The sequence below is a fragment of the Streptomyces sp. NPDC006655 genome (genome assembly GCF_040703965.1).
Lineage (GTDB): Bacteria > Actinomycetota > Actinomycetes > Streptomycetales > Streptomycetaceae > Streptomyces.
The window spans coordinates 126,929-142,524 of the sequence record NZ_JBEYJU010000004.1 but is presented as its reverse complement, the minus strand read 5'-3'; the positions used below and the strand labels follow the sequence as shown (position 1 = coordinate 142,524).

The following is a 15,596-nucleotide window of genomic DNA, read 5'->3' as shown; positions in this document are numbered from 1 at the left end:
GCCCAGGGACGGCCCGGCGACGGTACGGGAGCGGTTGAGGAACGGCCCGCTACGCAGCGTCTTCCCCTTCCTTCCGCGGCTATCGTGACGCTGTGACCAGCACGGTGGACCGCCCCATCCTCTTCCTCGACGTCGACGGTCCGCTGATCCCGTTCGGTTCGTCGGAGGGGCGGCTGCGAGCCGCTGTTCCCGACTCCCCGACGTCGTTCGATCACGGGAACCCGCTGCTCGACCGACTGGATCCCGGCGTCGGACCGCGCCTCCTGACCCTGGGCTGCCCTCTCGTGTGGGCCACGACATGGCTGGAGGATGCGAACGAGGCGGTGGCACCACGCCTCGGGCTACCGACGCTCCCCGTGGTGGAGTGGCCGGACTCCGGCGCCGACGACGTCCCCCGCGGGCTGCACTGGAAGACCCGTCCGCTGGTCGAGTGGTCCGACGGCCGGCCGTTCATCTGGGTCGACGACGAGATCGGCGCCACCGACCGTGTCTGGGTCGCCGCGCAACACCCCGGGGCATCACTCCTTCATCGCGTCGACCCGACCAAGGGGCTCGTGGACGCCGACTTCTCAGCGCTCGCCGCTTGGCTCGACGCCGTGGGGGCCGGCTGACGGGGCGCGGCGGGGTCGGGGCGTATTTCGCGCGCCCTGCGACATCGCTGCACCCTACGATCGCCCGGTACGGCTGCTGGAGGGGGCGGGGATGCTCGGGGACGTGGAGGACGGGGCAGCGGCGGCGGTGCGGCTCGCGGAAGGTGCGCCGCTCGGGGACACACTTGACGTCTCCGACCCCGGCGACTGGCTCACGCTGGACGCGGGAGCCCGTGAGACGGCCTGGCACGGACGGCGGTTGCTGCCGGAGTGGGAACGAGTGGCTCCCCTGCCCGCCGACCTGTCCCAGCTCGGCGAGTCCCGGCTCGCGCTCGCCCTCTGCCACCGCGACGGGCGGATCCGCCAGGAGGCGGTGCGCCGGTCGGCGCGATACCGCGGTCTGCTGCCGTTGATCGTGATCCGCTGCGCCGATTGGGCCGAGCCGGTGCGCGAGTGCGCCCGGCAGCTGCTGCGTGAGGCCCTGGATGTGGACTCTGCCCTCGCTCTCGCGCCGCTCGTCCTCCGCGTCGGCCGTCGCAGCAGAGGTGCCTTCGGCGTCGATGTGCTCGGTCAGTTGTCGCGCCGGGCGACCCGCGGGCAGCTCGTGGCTCTCTTCACCGACCCCGACCGCACCGTACGACGGTTCGCGTACCGGCTGGCCGTCGAGGGCCGGCTGCTCCGTCCCGCTGAGCTGGCCCGCGCGGCCGCGCGGGACGAGGACACCGTGGTCCAGGACCTGTGTGCCACAGCGGCACTCGCGGCTCTGCGGGAGGAGGAGTACGAGGAGGTGCTGCCTCCGCTGCTGTCCGCGCGCAACCCGCTGACCCGTTCGGCCGGCGTCACCGGGCTGCGGCGGGCGGGCCGGTCGGAGCAGGCGGAGTCCTTCCTCGTCGACCGGTCCGCGCTCGTGCGTGCCTGCGCCCGGTATGTCGTACGACAGCTGGGTGGTGATCCGGTGGCCTGGTACCGGCAGCGGTGCGCGGCTCCGGACGCCCTCGAGTTGCCGGCCGGTGCGGTGATCGGGCTGGCCGAGTGCGGGAACCGCGTGGACGCCGGGCTGCTGCGGCCGCTGCTCGCGCACCCGGTGGGCGAGGTGCGCGCACGGGCGGTGGCAGGGCTGCGGGCACTGGACTGCGTCGTCGTGGACCAGTTGCGGCCGCTCCTCGACGACCCTGCCGCCGGTGTGGTCCGCGAGACGGCCGTCGCCCTGCTGCCCTGGGCGAGGGAACTGCCCGCCGACTGGCTACTGGAACGCACCGGCGCCGAGCGCCCGCGGCACGTCCGAGTCGGCGCGTTCCGGCTGCTCGACGCGCGCGGCGGCGTCGAGGCGCTACGGGCGGCGGTCGGTCTGCTGGCGGGCGCGGATGCGCCCGCTCGCCGACTCGGCAGTCCGTGCCGCGCCTGCATCCGTCGGCGGACGTGGGGGCGCTGCTGGAGAGCCACCTCAGTTCGGCAGGCAGGAGCTGAATCGGTCGAGCAGTTCGCGCGCGGGAGGGCTGTTCGCGTCGAAGGTGTGGCCTTGCTGTTCTACCGGAAGACCCGGTTCCCAGACACGGGCGCCGTGGCAGCGAAAGCAGAAGGCTATTTCGAAGAGTTGACGGGTGGAGCTGTGCGCCCGGATCCCCCAGCCCGGGAGGAAGCAGCGGTACAGCTCACCTTCTGGGAGGTCGGCGATCAGGGACAGGGCCCGCTGGACCTGGTCTCCCTCCCAGATCGCGGCAGTGTCTCCGGCCAGATCCTCCGAACTGAGGTGCCTGACGGGGTCGGTGATGCGGACGACCTCGATGAGCGTGGTCTCGCCATGGGTCAGCGGCAGTTGCATGCCCCTAGCCTCTCCGATCGCGTCATCCCTGCCCAGTGACGGCTGCGGCGGGCGAGGCGACGCGTACGGACGTCGGGGAGGCCGGCGAGGATGTCCCGTCGGCGGTCGGGGAGTTGCTGAACGCGTCGATCCATCCGCGCCCACCTCCTCCAGCGATGCCCCAGCCGGGGTGCCCGGGGCCGGGACGGCAGTCAGTCGGTCTGTTCGGATTCGCGTTGGCGGAGGATCACCAGGACCGCGCCGCCGATGACCACAAGGCCGATGGCCACGCCGGTGATCACGCCGGTGGCGGAGTCGCCGCCGGTGGCGGCCAGGTTGGCGGTCGTGGTGCCGCCCACCGAGGCGGGGCTGGGTTCGCTGAGGGTCTGGGTGGTGAGATCGGCGTCGGTGCTCTGGGTCTTGCAGTCGAAGACCCCGGTGAAGCGGCGTTCGAGGTCGTGCGGGCCGGTGATCGTGAAGTCGTAGGGCTGGTCCTCCTGGAGCGGGACGGTCACCGTGCGCCTGGTGTCGGCGGAGATCGAGTACTCGGTGTTCATCAGCTCGAAGGTGAACGGCTCGTCCCCGGTGTTGGCCGCGGTGACGTCCAGGCCTCGTCTGGCGCAGTCCTTGTCCGCCGACAGTGCCAGGACGGCGCCCTGGTCCGCCCAGGTCGCGTTGGCGGTCGCGGCGACCGTGGACTCGCTGGAGCCGGCCAGGATCTGGGTCTGGCTGCGGCCGTCGGAGGCGAGGGCGCGGCCGACCGGGACGGTGGTGGACGCCTGGAGGGTCAGCTCGGCGGAGCCGTCCTGGGCGTCGTCGGGGACCTTGAAGTAGAGCTCGGTGCCGTTCTGGGCGGTGGTGACGGGCCTGCCCGTCCTGTCGGTGATCCGGACACCGCTGAGCGCGGCGTCGGCCGGCGGGAGCACGGCGACGGTGCGCGCGTTGGTGCGGACCGTCACCGGGCCGAGCAGGGCGCCCGGGCGGCCGGAGACGGCGGGCGGGGACAGGGTGAGGGAGGCCTGCGGCTCGTTCTGACCGCCGGCGCTCTTCTCCAGGTAGTCGGCGAGCTTCTCGGCCTGAGGGTCGACGGCGTCGACGTCCGCACCGTCCGAGTAGCGCCAGATCGCCACCTGGGTGCCGGCTGCCGCGTCCTGCTCGGTGAGGCTGCCGACCCCGGCCTTGCGGGCGAGCGCGGCGAGGTCGTTGACCTGCGGGTAGGAGTTCTGCAGGATCCAGCGGATCTTGCCCGCGTTCCTGTTGGCTCCCAGCGAGGTGCCGCTCCAGGGCGTCTCGTGGTACTTGGCGTCCCGCTGGGTGGGGTTGTGCAGGTCGACGCAGTACGTCTGGAGCGTGCCGCCGCCGTCCACGGACATCTCGAACAGGCCCGCGGCCACCTGCTCGTCGCCGCCGTCGCCGTGCACCACGGCCTCGCCGTAGGTCTTCAGGCCGTTCATGGTGGCGGACGCGCCGCTCTGGCTCTGCGTGGTCCCGTCGTCGGCCGCCGCCCGGCCGGCGCCGGTCAGCACCGCGGCGGCCACCAGACCGGACGCCAGCGTCACGGCGGCGAGGCGGCCCACGCCTCTCGTGGACACGGTCGTGCCGGAGTGCCTGGCGGACGCGCGGGGCGCCGAGGGACCAGAGAACGCAGCGAGCACAGAATTCCCCTTCGAGCAGGACCCGTTGGACGCGGGGGGTGGTCCCACCAGCAGAATCAGCGGCCCCAGGGGCCTTGCCCGGCATCCTATGGATCAGCCGGACCCGCCTTTCGCGGTGAGATGGTCGGATGAGCGATCCGAGCCGCAATCGTTATCGCGGAAGCGCGAACGGGCCGGGCTTGTCGACAAATCCATCCGGTCGTGCTGGTGGGCATTTCGGAGCGTATTCGCCGACAAGCCGTCAAGTAGCGCTCGGAGGTGGCGGATTCACATCGCCGGTACCGGTTCCGGGGATTCCGCCGGTGTCTCCCACTCCGGTTCCGGGCTCGGCGGGGCGGGGGCCGCCGTGTCCGGCTTGGCGGGCCTGCGGAAGGCCGTCGTACCGCGCGCGAGGTCGTGGCCGATCGCCACGGCGTCGATGTCGGCGGAGGTCCACTGCTGGCCCTCCCGGGTCTCGGTGCGCACCTTCAGCCGTCCCTGTACGACGACCGGGTCGCCCACGGACAGCGAGGTCGCCGCGTTGGTGGCGAGCTGGCGGTTGGCCCACACCGTGAAGAAGTTGGTGTGGCCGTCCGTCCAGGTGCTCTTCTCGCGGTCCCAGTAGCGCGCGGTCACCGCCAGCCGGAACCGTGCCGACGGTCCCGCCGCCAGCTCCCGGTACACCGGCCGCGTCGCCACGTTGCCCACCGCGCAGACCATCGTCTCGTTCATCACGAACCCCTCCCTCGTCCGGCCGCCGTGGCCGGGCGGATGCCCGTACGGGCCCGTCCCGTACGGCTGTGTCCACCGCGGCGACCGGGTCGGGACCTCGCCCGTCGTGATCGCCGCGGGACCAGAGTGCCGCCGCCGGGCCGGGCCCGTGGGGAGCTGTGGACGGCCGTCCGGGCTGTGGACAACTCCACGACCCGGACGGGTGATCCACGTCCTCCGGGACAGTCTCACCCCACTCCGGCGCCGGTCCGCGTGACCCTCGCGTACTGCTCGCGCACCTCCTGGTACCGCAGCAGCTCCGCCGCCACCGGATCCAGCACCCGGGCCCGTCCGCAGCCGGCCGCCGCCTCCCGCAACCGGCGCTCCGCCTCCAGGCCGTACCGCCGGGCCGGTCCCCGTGCCGCCATCCGGCAACCCCACTCGACCAGTGGTCCGCCGACGATCCCGGCGACCATCAGCAGCACCGGAACGCCCAGATTGGGCGCCGTCAAGCCGGCGATCTGCCCCACCAGCCACAGCCCGCCGACCACCTGGAGGAGCGTCATCGCGGCCTGCGCGAGCACCGCCACCGGCCACCAGCCGGGGCGCGGGGGCCGCCCCGGCGGCAGTCCCGCCCGTGCCGCGAGTTCGTCGAGCGCCTCCGGCAGGCCCTGCGAGCCGCGCAGGGCCGCCTCCCGCACCGCCTGCGCCCAGGGCGTCGGCAGCCCGGCCGAGGCCTGCTCGGAGACCGTGCGCACCGCGTGCTCGACCCGCTGCCGCGCGGTGGCCTCCTCCTCCGGCGGCGCCGGTTGCAGGCGCCCCGTGGGGGGTCCGCCGCGCCCCTGGTGCCAGCGCCACAGCCGCAGCCAGGGGGTGCCGCAGGCGCGGTTGGCGTTGCGCCGCCAGGCCCGCTCGGCGGCGTCGCCCGCGGCGGTGGCGCCCACCGCGTCCGCGAGCCGCGCGGCGAACTCGTCGCGCGCCTCTTCCGTGAGCCCGGGGCGCCGCCCGGTGGCGTAGACGGGCCGCAGCCGGGCCGCGGCGGCGTCCACGTCGGCCGCGACCCGCCGGGCCGCCGCGCCCCGCTCGGACACGAACTGGCCCAGTGCCTCGCGCAGTTCGCCGACGCCGTCGCCGGTGAGCGCGGACAGGGCGAGCACGGTGGCACCCGGGTCGCCGTACTCGCCGAGCGCCACACCGTCCTCGTCGAGCAGCCTGCGCAGATCGTCCAGGACCTGGTGGGTGGCCTCGCCGGGGAGCCGGTCGGTCTGGTTGAGGACGACGAACATGACCTCCGCGTGGCCGGCCATGGGCCGCAGATAGCGCTCGTGGAGGACGGCGTCGGCGTACTTCTCGGGGTCGACGACCCAGATCACCGCGTCGACCAGTTTCAGGATCCGGTCGACCTGTTCGCGGTGCTGGACGGCGGCCGAGTCGTGGTCGGGCAGGTCGACCAGGATCAGTCCGCGGAGCTGGGCGTCCGCCTCCGGGTTGTGCACGGGGCGGCGGCGCAGCCGGCCCGGGATGCCGAGCCGGTCGATGAGGGCCGCGCTGCCGTCGCTCCAACTGCACGCGATGGGAGCGGCGGTGGTCGGCCGGCGTACGCCGGTCTCCGAGATGGCCACGCCGGCGAGCGCGTTGAAGAGCTGGGACTTGCCGCTGCCGGTGGCGCCGGCGATGGCGACGACGGTGTGCTGGCCGGAGAGTTTGCGCCGGGCGGCCGCCTCGTCCAGGACCCGGCCGGCCTCGGCGAGGGTGTGGCTGTCGAGGCGGGTGCGGGAGAGGCCGACGAGTTCACGCAGGGCGTCGAGGCGGGAACGCAGTGGGCCCTCGTACGCCAGGGGGACGGGGGTGGGGGCGCCCGGGCCCCTGGTCTCCAGGACGGGGACGGCCGGTTTGGCGGTGGCCTCGGTGCTGCGGCGGGCGATGAGGCCGTCGTCCCAGACGTCGTCGGCCGCGCCGGGGGATTCGGCCGGGGCCGGGGTGCCGTCGGCGTTCTGGGCGTCGCCGGTGCGCTCTCGTTGGTCTCGGACGCGTTGGTCCCGTACGCGCGCGTGCGGCACCTTCTCCGCCTCGACGGTCACCTCCACCAGGTCGGCGAGGTCCGCGTCCTCGTCGGCGTCCGCATGCGTGTGCGCGTTGGTGTGGGCGTTCGCGTGCGTGTTCGCGTCCGCGGAATCCTCGGCTCCGCCGTCCCGCCCGTCCCGCCCGTCCCGCCCGTGCGGCTCGATCGGTGAGGCGTCCGGTGCGGGGCCCCGCACGGAGTCCTGGGAGGGGCCCCGCGCCGAGTTCCGCGCCGGGTCCGAAGCGGGTTCCCTGACCTGGTCCCTGACGGGATCCTGGGCACGCTCCCTGAGGGAATCCCTGCTCTGACCCCGGACCGGACCCGGAACGTGGTCCCGGCGGGAGTCGGGGGCCTGGTCCCGGCGGGATTCTCCGGCCTGTTCCCGGAGAGGGCCCCTTCCCTGCTCCCGGACAGAGTCCCGTCCGGCGGAGTCCCGTCCGGCGGAGTCCCGTCCGGCGGAGTCCCGTCCGGCGGGGCCCTCTCCCTGATCGGGGGCGGAAGCGCTGCGCCGGTCAAGGGCGGAGTCCCGCCCCTGGCCCCGGACCGAGTCCCTGACCTGGTCCCGGGCGGAACCTCTGTCCTGGTCCCCGACAGAATCCCCCCTCTGGTCCCGGACGGAATCCCCCCTCTGGTCCCGGGCGGAATCGCGTCCCTCGTCCCGGGCGCAATCCCGTCCCTGGTCCTGGGCGGAATCCCGTCCCTGGTCCCCGGGTGCTTCCGGTGCGGGGTCCGGGGCCGGGTGGTCCGGGGTGGTCAGGGCGGGTTCGAAGTCGCTGGGGTAATCACTGGTGTGATCCATGCGTTTCAGGTGATCCCTGTGGTCGTGGTCAGTGACGGCGGTCACCGGTCACCTCTCCTTCTGGAGGACGGACAGGGCGGCGATGAGTTCGGCCTGGGGTTCGGGATGGATGTCGAGGGCGTCGAGCGGGGCGAGGCGGCGCTCGCGTTCGGTGAGCATCACGCGGTCCACGTGCTCGGTGAGCAGCCGTCCCCCGCGGTCGCGCAGCCGCAGCGCTCCGTGCGCGCCGATCCGTTCACCGAGCCGCTCCCCCGCCGCCCGGGTGCGGCGCCCGCCGAGCAGTGCGGTGGCGACCAGGGCGGCGACGGTCTCGGGGTCGGGGGCGACGCTGCGGTCGAGTTCCCGCACCTCGTCCTCGGCGTACTCCTCCAGCTCGCGCCGCCAGCGCCGGACCGCGAGTCCGATGCGGTGCTCGGCGCTCTCCAGGGACGGGTCCCGGTCGGAGAGCCCCGCGGCGGCGGAGGCGGGTTCCCGGCGCCAGGCGTCGTCGATACGCTCGTCGGCCGCCGTCACGGAGCACAGCAGCAGCGCGGCGAGGCTCTCCACCAGGGCGTCCAGCAGTTCGCCGGGGGTGCAGTCGAGGGGGAAGGCGCGCCAGCGCTTGAGGGCGTCGCCGGCCAGGACGGCACCGCTCTGCAACCGGCCCCGCACGCGCGCGTGCTCACTGTCGTACGCCGCGTCGACGGCGGAGGTCAGGCGGAGCGCGGCGGCGTACTGGGCGGCGGCGGCACCGGCCAGTTCGGGCATCCGGGCCTTGAGGGAGTCGAGGACCCCGTGGGCGGTGCGGGCCAGGGTCTGCCGGCGGGCGCCGGGGTCCTGCGCCTGGTGCACGAGCCACGTGCGCAGCGGGGCGACGGCGGTGCCGGGGAGCAGCCCGCCGCCCCAGGCCGACTCGGGCAGTTCGGGCACCGTGAACCGGGGTACGTCGCCGAGCCCGGCCTTGGTGAGCAGCGCGCCGTACTGCCGGGAGACCTCGGAGACGACCTGGTGGGGCACCCGGTCGAGGACGGTCACCAGGGTGACGTCGTACTCCTTGGCGGTGCGCAGCAGGTGCCAGGGGACGGCGTCGGCGTAACGGGCGGCGCTGGTCACCATCACCCAGACGTCGGCGGCGCACATGAGTTCCGCGGCGAGGACGCGGTTGCCGACGACCAGGGAGTCGATGTCGGGGGCGTCGAGGAGGGCGAGGCCGCGCGGGAGGCTGTCGGCGGTCTCGATGCGCAGGACGTGCCCGGGGTCCTCGGCGGGCAGGATGGGTTCGTCACCGGGTTCCCGGTGCGGTTCCCACACCCGGGTGAGGTCGGGCAGCACGCGCATCCCGCTGAACCAGTGGTGGTCCTCCGGATGGCAGACCAGCACCGGTGTGCGGGTGGTCGGTCGCAGCACGCCCGCCTCGCTGACCCGGCGCCCCACAAGGGAGTTGACGAGGGTCGACTTGCCGGCGCCGGTGGAGCCGCCCACGACGGCCAGCACCGGCGCTTCGGGTTCTTTGAGGCGGGGCACCAGATAGTCGTCGAGTTGGGCGAGGAGTTCGTCGCGGTTGGCGCGCGCGCGTGCGGCCCCCGCCAGGGGCAGCGGGAAGCGTGCGGCCGCGACACGGTCGCGCAGGGCGGAAAGTGTGTCGAGCAGCTGAGGCCGTACGTCCAAGGTCACCACATGCGAAGAATGCCCAATTTTAGGGGAATTCTGAAGCATATAGACATGTCTGCGCGCCGATAGAACACAACGGACGGAAGGGGCGACTGGGACAGAGGCATAGTCCAGGCATAACGAGTGCACAACACCCGGTGCGTCGGGCGCCAAAAGCGATGCACGATTCGTACCTGCCTGCGATTATCAGGACCGCTTCACCGAACCTCCACATTGAGCCACGGAGGCGAAGCGACAGGGACGAGGAACGGGGAGTTCTACCCTTGTCCCCGGCAACGTCACGGACCGGCCCGCACCAGGGCAGTACGTACGAGGCCAGCACAGCCGGCCCCCGTAGCTCAGTGGATAGAGCAGGCGCCTTCTAAGCGCTTGGCCGCAGGTTCGAGTCCTGCCGGGGGCGCAGGTCAGGTTCCATGCGGGCGGGGTCGCGCCGGTCATGGCGCGTCCGTCGCCGGCCCCCGTCAAAAGGGCTGGTTGTCGACGCCGTCCGCCACCGCAGCCGGCGTCAGCCCCTCGGCCCCCTGCCCAGCCCTCACCGCGTTCCCGGACAGGTCAGCCGAGGCTGCCCTGTTCGCAGACCCGGCGGGCGACCTCGCGGAGTTTGATGTTGTTCTCCTGCGAGTAGCGGCGCAGCACGGCGAACGCCTGCTCCTCGGTGAGCTGGTGGCTGCCCATGAGGATGCCCATGGCCTCGCCGATCAGGTGGCGGGTGGCGACGGCCCGCTCCAGCTGGGCATGGGTACGCGCGCTGGAGAAGGCGACCGCGGCGTGGGAGGCCAGCAGCCAGCCGGCCAGCTCGCCTGCCTCGGTGAAGGCGCCCGGCCTGCGGGAGTAGACGTTCAGCGCGCCGAGTTCCTCGTCCTCGGTGTACAGCAGGAAACCCATCATGCTGCCGACGCCGAGCCGGTGGGCCGCGGGACCGTAGGCGGGCCAGCGCGGCTGCTCCTCGTTGAAGTCCGGGATGCGGAAGACCCGCTCCCCGTCCTTGGCGCGGGCCGCGTCGAAGCAGGGCCCCTCACCCAGCCGCTCCTGCAACCGGTCGCTGTCGACGACCAGCTGCTCCGTGGGGGCGAGCGACTGCACCTTGGTGCCGTGCAGCACCAGGATGCCGGCCGCGTCGCAGCCCTCCACGAGCTCCGTGGCCGAGGCGGTGATCCTCGCCAGGGTGGCGTCGACCGACTCCTGCGCCAGCAGGTCCCGTGCCATCGCCGCCAGCTGCTGCGCGAACCGAGCCCAGTCCATCGCCTGTGCCACCTCCGGGTAGTCGCGCCCAGCATGGCACGGCGGCGGCCGGGGCCCGGGGGTACGAAGCGCCCGGGGCGCCTTTGCGGGCCGCACGGCCCACGGCGGCCGCACAGTGCGCGACCGCCCGGTCCGCCCGGTCCGCCGGGTCCGCCCGGGTCCCCCGGGTACGGCGGCGGCGCCCGACCCCCGGCCCTTGGGGTGATCGTCCGGTGATCGGCGTGACCAGCCACAGGTGGCGGCGTTGAACGGGGAGTGCGGCGGCTCGTCCTGCCGCCGCACGCCCCGAGCAACAAGGCAACCAGAAGGAGAACGTGATGTCTCGCATCGCGAAGGCCGCCGTCGTAGCCCTCGGCACCGGCGCCGTGGTGATCGGTGGAGCCGGCCTGGCCCTGGCCGACGCGGGCGCCAACGGCGAGGCCGTCGCCTCGCCCGGCGTGCTGTCCGGGAACGTCGTCGAGGTCCCGGTCAACATCCCGGTGAACCTGTGCGGCGACACGGTCGACGTGATCGGTCTGCTGAACCCGGCGTTCGGCGACCACTGCACGAACGAAGGCCACCTCAAGAGCGGCGACGGCAAGAACGGCGGCTACGGCTCCTGAGCCACCGCCCACGAGGAGCCCCGGCGCCCGGCGTGCCGGGGCTCTTCCCGTCCCCGGGACGCCTCACGCGTACCGGTAGATCCGGCTCATGTCCTCCAGGGATTCGGGGGTGACGTCCCACGGGGGCAGTTTCTCGGTGCGGGCGACGATCCGGCCGTGCTGCGGGTCGCCGGGGCCCGGCGGCTTGGCCGGAAGGTAGCGCTGCCCGCGGTGCCGGGCCTTCCAGCGCTCCCACTGGAGGTCGACGAAGGCGTGGTGGAACCAGAAGACGGGGTCGTTGACGGAGGCCCCGCCGGCCATCGCACCGCCGACCCAGCGGTGCACCCGGTTGTGGTTGTGCCAGGACGCCTTGCCGCTGCCGGTGCCCCAGCCCTCCAGCCTGTTGCGGAAGCCCCGGGTGGCCGTCGAGTCCCACGGCGCGACGTCGTAGGCGGGGTCCGCCAGCGCCCGGTCGAGTTCGGCCCTGGTGGGCAGGTCGAACGGGTCGCGGGCACGGCCCAGGTCCCGGGTGAGGAACTCGCCGTCGGTGACGCCCTCCCTGATGGTCCAGTGGCCCGCCGCGTAGGCGAAGGGACCGGTCATCACCTGCTGGTCGCGGGCCCGGCCGGTCCCGCCGAGCAGGTCCTTCGTCCACGGCATCCCGGACGCCGAACGGTCCCTCGTCCAGTCCCAGTACGGCACCGTCACCGACTGGTCCACCCGGCGCAGGGCACGCTCCAGATCGAGCAGGAAGCGGCGGTGCCAGGGCAGGAAGGAGGGCGTCATGTGGGCGGCGCGCAGTCCGTCCTCGCCGTCGGGGGTGTAGTACTCGATGTGCGTCCGCACGAAGTCGTCGTACTCGCCCCGCCGCTTGACCTCCAGGAACGCCTGCACGAGCCGCTTGCGCTCGGCCGCTGTCAGCCTGCTGACGTCCTTACGCACGTACGCCACGCGCCGCCCCCGTGTGCATGTGTCCCCCGCCCATCGGGCCCGGCGCCAGGTCGCGCAGCCGCTGCCCCGGGCCCATCTCGTCGACGGCCGCCCGGGTCGCCGCCAGCGGGGTGGGGTACGAGCTGTAGTGGTCGACCATGCTGAGCCAGCTGCCGTCGGCCCGCCGCATCAGGTGCAGCGGGCGGCCGTCCACGGTGACCTGCCACTCGCCGTCGCCGCCGGCCCGTCCGGCCGCCGGCACCAGGGCGCCCCGGATACGGCGGCCGCGGTAGGTCTCGTCGAAGGAGGTGCCCGCGGGGCCGCCCGCCGGGAGCGCCGGGCGGGAGGCGGCGACGACCGGGGCGAGGGCCAGGGCGGCCGCGGAGGCGAACAGTCCCCGGGTCAGCTCGCGCCGTGTCGGTCTGCCCGCCGCGGCTCTGCCCGGCCGCCCGGCTCCCGGCTCCGCGCCCACCGCCACACCACCGACTCCGACGACCATGCTCACTCCTCGTCCGGTTCACCGACCTGTGTCGGTACCGGTAACCGTCCGAGGGGCCGCCCGGTCACCACCGCGCCGCCATCCGGCCCACGGAACGGCCGAAAGCGCTCGTACGGCGGCGGTCACCTGCCGGGGCCGGCGCCCAGGTCACCGCCGACGACCGTCTGGAGGACCGGGCCGAGCACGCCGATCTCGGGCGTCTTGAGCTGCGGCATGCCGTAGTGCTGCGGGTCGGGCGCGGTGAGGGGGGCGTCCAGGGCCAGGCCGGGGGTGAGGGTGCGCAGGTCGGAGGCGGGGAGGTCGACGCCGACGTGGTCGAAGCCGGGACCGAGGGCGTGCGGGAGCGGCACCCTGAGGTCGACGCCCGGCAGCACGCCGTTCATCGGCACCTGCGGCAGCGCGTGCTCCGGGATGAGCCGGCCCTCGACGTAGCGCGGCGTCTCGGGAACGCCGGGGATCAGCAGCGGCAGCTCCATGCCGAGCGTGGGCATCTCCATGTGGAGGGACTTCTCGACGCCGTCCAGGGGCACGGGGACGGGGACCGTGCCGGTCGCGGCGGCGGGCGTGGCGCCGGCGCCCACGGCTACGGCGACGCCCGTGACGACGGCGGCAAGGGTTCCTCGGGTGGTCGGCTTCATGTCAGGTACGGGCCTTTCGGATGCGGGAGGAGCGACGTCCGTACCGGGTAACGAGCCACCATCGGCATCAGCTCACAATTCGCCCGGGTGCAGCATTAGTGGGCTGTTCACCAAGTCGGCCGGTCACCGCTCCGCTCTTCGGTGATTCCGGAATTCCGCTGTTCAGCTCGTCCAGAAATCCCACCAGCGGGTCAGGATCAGCATGCCGACGACGCCGATGTGCAGGAGGGGGAGCACCCAGGTGAACTCGTCGAGGAATTCCCGCAGCCGGCGCGGCGCGGGCAGGAACCGGTGGCGTACGGCGAAGGAGGTGACGTACCAGAACAGGAGGATGGTGGCGACCCAGGCCAGGCAGCACCACAGGCACAGCGCGTCGATCCGGTACAGCGACTCGAACTGGAGCCAGGACACGAACCCGATGCCGAAGGCGCAGCCGGCGGTGAAGGTGAGCCAGTACCAGGCGGGGAAGCGGGCGCCGGCCAGCAGGCTCATGCCGACGCAGATCACGACGGCGTAGGCCACCAGGCCCAGCATCGGGTTGGGGAACCCGAACACCGAGGCCTGCGGGCTCTTCATCACGCTGCCGCAGGACACCACCGGGTTCAGGCTGCACCCGGGCACGAAGCGCGGGTTCCTCAGCAGGGCGAACTCGTCGAGGGTGATGGCCCAGGAGGCGAGCAGCCCGGCCGCGCCGGCGACCACCGTCAGCAGCGCGAAGCCCCGGCCGGCGCCCGCGGTTCTCGCCATCAGCCGCGCAGGCTGCGGGCGGGCAGCACCACGTGGGCGGCGGCCGTCAGGGTCTCCCCGGCCCCCGCGAACTCCTTCAGCGCCTCGGGGGTGACGGGCTTGCCGGGCTCGGCGGCGGGCCAGGGGCGGGTGGTGAACACCAGGTAGGCGTAGCCGCGTTCGGCGACGGCGGCGAGCCACTCCTCGGGCGCGGGGCACTGGGCGTTGAGCGGGGCCAGGCTGAGGACGGCGTGGCCGGCCTCGACGAGCAGGGTGACGGGCAGACCGGGGCGGTCGGTGCCGTCGACGAGGTCGCCGCCGACCGGCAGCCCGTTGTTCTCCAGCAGCGCCCCGACCGCGGTCGCGGTGGCCTCGGGACCGCCCTCGGCGTCACCGAGGGAGTAGGCCAGCAGGTAGGGCATGTCGCTGCCGTCCGGGGCCTCGCCGCTCCAGGCCAGCACGGAGAGCGTGCCGAGGTCGGCGGGGCGGAAGGGGCGGGTTGCGCTTGGGGTTGAGGTCACCGCGCGACCCTATCGACGGGCCGTGCGGCGGCCGGGTGTCCGCTCACCCGACCGGCGGACGCCGGCCGGCCGGGCCACACGAACGAGGGACACCCCTCGGTGTCCCTCGAACGGCCCATCGACGGTCCCGGCCCGGGGCGTCTCAGCTCTGCAGCGGCAGACCGCCCAGCAGCGGGTTGTGCTGGTTGAGGGCGCCGGTCGCGGTCTTGACCGTGTTGAGCGGGGAGCGCTTGTTCTCCGTGCTGAGCGCGTTCGACTGGTGCCGCAGCGGCATCGCCTGGTTCAGGTCCAGGCCGTCCTTGGTAAGGGTGTTCACGGCGCCGTTGAGGCTGGTGGGCGTGAGATCGGCGGAGTTGGAGGCGAACGCGGGCGCGGCGACGCCGGCGAGAGCCACGGAACCGGCGACGACGGCGACGGCCTTCAGCGACTTCATCATGTTCCTTTCTTCGGCGGCTTTCGCAACGCAAGCCGCCCGGGGGAATTCTGACGCCGTGTCTAACGACGTCCGGGCGAGCCGGAAACCCCGCTCCCGGAGGAGATGCCGGCGGACATGCGCCCGCAGGGCGACGCGGGGAAAGCGGACCGGCCGTCCACCCGCGGGATGCGCGGGCGGACGGCCGGCCGGACGGCACTGCCGCCGTCAGTCGTTGAGGCAGGTCTCGCCGAAGGCGGGGTTCAGCAGGCCGATCACGTCGACGGTGTCGCCGCAGACGTTGACCGGAACGTGGACCGGAACCTCGATGACGTTGCCGGACACCACGCCCGGGGAGTGGGTGGCGGCACCGTTCGCACCGCTGTTGGCGGCAGCCACACCGGCACCGCCGGCAACGGCCGCCACGGCGGCGGTGGACAGGACCAGGCCCTTCGCGATACGCGACATGGAGAGGTCTCCTTGGGGTCGAAACAAACATTCGGGCGGATGCCCAGCGCTGTGTCAACGCGTGGCATCGCGCCGGGTTGTGCCGCCAAAGGAGTGATCTCCCGGGAGGCGCCTTCACCACTCCGACACACTTGTCCGGTTTTGGCGAATTAATACGGATAGCGACTAGAGTTGCCAACCGCCCGACTCGCCCGTATTGGCAGCACATCGCACTCTTGCCGTGTCCCCCTCTCCCGGAAAGAGCGAAGCCGGTCATGCGCAATCCCCTGGGCCCGCGGCCGTGCCGCGCGGCGGTACCGCACGTTCGGCCGAACGGGCTACCCGGTCCGCGT

The 15,596-nt window shown here is 73.2% G+C and carries 15 protein-coding genes and 1 tRNA gene; 4 read left to right on the top strand and 12 right to left on the bottom strand.

Features of this window, described 5'->3' with window-relative positions:
• Window positions 1-92: 92 nt before the first annotated feature.
• Window positions 93-611: an HAD domain-containing protein gene (locus AB0958_RS03720; protein WP_366888657.1), complete on the top strand. Its 519-nt coding sequence runs from the start codon at window positions 93-95 to the stop codon at window positions 609-611.
• A gap of 91 nt (window positions 612-702) precedes the next feature.
• Window positions 703-2,451 (top strand): hypothetical protein, encoded by a 1,749-nt coding sequence (locus tag AB0958_RS03715; protein WP_366888656.1) that lies wholly within the window; start codon window positions 703-705, stop codon window positions 2,449-2,451.
• Between the two features lie 152 nt (window positions 2,452-2,603).
• Here AB0958_RS03715 and AB0958_RS03710 read toward each other — a convergent pair whose 3' ends face one another.
• The 4 genes from AB0958_RS03710 to AB0958_RS03695 all read right to left on the bottom strand — a co-directional run bounded on the left by AB0958_RS03710 (window position 2,604) and on the right by AB0958_RS03695 (window position 9,253).
• Window positions 2,604-3,983, bottom strand: a complete 1,380-nt coding sequence (locus AB0958_RS03710; protein WP_366888655.1) for a Cys-Gln thioester bond-forming surface protein — start codon at window positions 3,981-3,983, stop codon at window positions 2,604-2,606.
• 330 nt (window positions 3,984-4,313) lie between these two features.
• Window positions 4,314-4,757: a single-stranded DNA-binding protein gene (locus tag AB0958_RS03705; protein WP_358972586.1), complete on the bottom strand. Its 444-nt coding sequence runs from the start codon at window positions 4,755-4,757 to the stop codon at window positions 4,314-4,316.
• Between the two features lie 227 nt (window positions 4,758-4,984).
• Complete coding sequence (locus AB0958_RS03700) at window positions 4,985-6,994, bottom strand: YfjP family GTPase (RefSeq protein ID WP_366888654.1); 2,010 nt, start codon at window positions 6,992-6,994, stop codon at window positions 4,985-4,987.
• 651 nt (window positions 6,995-7,645) lie between these two features.
• Window positions 7,646-9,253 carry a dynamin family protein gene (locus tag AB0958_RS03695; protein ID WP_366888653.1) on the bottom strand — a complete coding sequence of 536 codons (1,608 nt, stop codon included), beginning with the start codon at window positions 9,251-9,253 and terminating at the stop codon, window positions 7,646-7,648.
• Between the two features lie 321 nt (window positions 9,254-9,574).
• Between AB0958_RS03695 and AB0958_RS03690 the strand changes: the two genes are divergently transcribed.
• A tRNA-Arg gene (locus tag AB0958_RS03690) sits at window positions 9,575-9,647 on the top strand.
• A 152-nt stretch (window positions 9,648-9,799) separates the two neighbouring features.
• Here AB0958_RS03690 and AB0958_RS03685 read toward each other — a convergent pair.
• Entirely contained in the window at window positions 9,800-10,489 is a 690-nt protein-coding gene (locus AB0958_RS03685; RefSeq protein ID WP_366888652.1) for a GAF and ANTAR domain-containing protein, read from the bottom strand.
• A gap of 317 nt (window positions 10,490-10,806) precedes the next feature.
• Between AB0958_RS03685 and AB0958_RS03680 the strand changes: the two genes are divergently transcribed.
• A complete protein-coding gene (locus tag AB0958_RS03680; RefSeq protein ID WP_366888651.1) occupies window positions 10,807-11,091 on the top strand; it encodes a chaplin in 285 nt (94 codons plus the stop codon).
• 63 nt (window positions 11,092-11,154) lie between these two features.
• Here the strand turns inward: AB0958_RS03680 and AB0958_RS03675 are convergent, their stop codons facing one another.
• From AB0958_RS03675 to AB0958_RS03645, 7 genes are all read right to left on the bottom strand, one after another.
• A complete protein-coding gene (locus AB0958_RS03675; RefSeq protein ID WP_366888650.1) occupies window positions 11,155-12,021 on the bottom strand; it encodes a tyrosinase family protein in 867 nt (288 codons plus the stop codon).
• Window positions 12,005-12,499: a tyrosinase family oxidase copper chaperone gene (locus AB0958_RS03670; RefSeq protein ID WP_366888649.1), complete on the bottom strand. Its 495-nt coding sequence runs from the start codon at window positions 12,497-12,499 to the stop codon at window positions 12,005-12,007. The genes AB0958_RS03675 and AB0958_RS03670 overlap by 17 nt, the downstream gene beginning before the upstream one ends.
• Before the next feature lie 122 nt (window positions 12,500-12,621).
• Window positions 12,622-13,137 carry a hypothetical protein gene (locus AB0958_RS03665; RefSeq protein ID WP_366888648.1) on the bottom strand — a complete coding sequence of 172 codons (516 nt, stop codon included), beginning with the start codon at window positions 13,135-13,137 and terminating at the stop codon, window positions 12,622-12,624.
• A gap of 162 nt (window positions 13,138-13,299) precedes the next feature.
• The gene (locus tag AB0958_RS03660; RefSeq protein WP_366888647.1) at window positions 13,300-13,884 is read right to left on the bottom strand and encodes a vitamin K epoxide reductase family protein; all 585 of its coding nucleotides are present in this window, start codon (window positions 13,882-13,884) and stop codon (window positions 13,300-13,302) included.
• Window positions 13,884-14,384, bottom strand: a complete 501-nt coding sequence (locus AB0958_RS03655; RefSeq protein ID WP_366888646.1) for a DUF5949 family protein — start codon at window positions 14,382-14,384, stop codon at window positions 13,884-13,886. The genes AB0958_RS03660 and AB0958_RS03655 overlap by 1 nt, the downstream gene beginning before the upstream one ends.
• A 142-nt stretch (window positions 14,385-14,526) precedes the next feature.
• A complete protein-coding gene (locus AB0958_RS03650) occupies window positions 14,527-14,817 on the bottom strand; it encodes a hypothetical protein (protein WP_366888705.1) in 291 nt (96 codons plus the stop codon).
• A 207-nt stretch (window positions 14,818-15,024) separates the two neighbouring features.
• Complete coding sequence (locus AB0958_RS03645) at window positions 15,025-15,264, bottom strand: chaplin (RefSeq protein ID WP_358972491.1); 240 nt, start codon at window positions 15,262-15,264, stop codon at window positions 15,025-15,027.
• Between the last annotated feature and the right edge of the window lie 332 nt (window positions 15,265-15,596).

Bases quoted from the DNA above. Each gene is read 5' to 3' on its own strand.
- AB0958_RS03685 (WP_366888652.1), bottom strand. From the start codon at position 10,489: ATGGACTGGGCTCGGTTCGCGCAGCAGCTGGCGGCGATGGCACGGGAC.
- AB0958_RS03715 (WP_366888656.1), top strand. From the start codon at position 703: ATGCTCGGGGACGTGGAGGACGGGGCAGCGGCGGCGGTGCGGCTCGCG.
- AB0958_RS03670 (WP_366888649.1), bottom strand. From the start codon at position 12,499: ATGGTCGTCGGAGTCGGTGGTGTGGCGGTGGGCGCGGAGCCGGGAGCC.
- AB0958_RS03680 (WP_366888651.1), top strand. From the start codon at position 10,807: ATGTCTCGCATCGCGAAGGCCGCCGTCGTAGCCCTCGGCACCGGCGCC.
- AB0958_RS03660 (WP_366888647.1), bottom strand. From the start codon at position 13,884: ATGGCGAGAACCGCGGGCGCCGGCCGGGGCTTCGCGCTGCTGACGGTG.
- AB0958_RS03650 (WP_366888705.1), bottom strand. From the start codon at position 14,817: ATGAAGTCGCTGAAGGCCGTCGCCGTCGTCGCCGGTTCCGTGGCTCTC.
- AB0958_RS03645 (WP_358972491.1), bottom strand. From the start codon at position 15,264: ATGTCGCGTATCGCGAAGGGCCTGGTCCTGTCCACCGCCGCCGTGGCG.
- AB0958_RS03665 (WP_366888648.1), bottom strand. From the start codon at position 13,137: ATGAAGCCGACCACCCGAGGAACCCTTGCCGCCGTCGTCACGGGCGTC.
- AB0958_RS03705 (WP_358972586.1), bottom strand. From the start codon at position 4,757: ATGAACGAGACGATGGTCTGCGCGGTGGGCAACGTGGCGACGCGGCCG.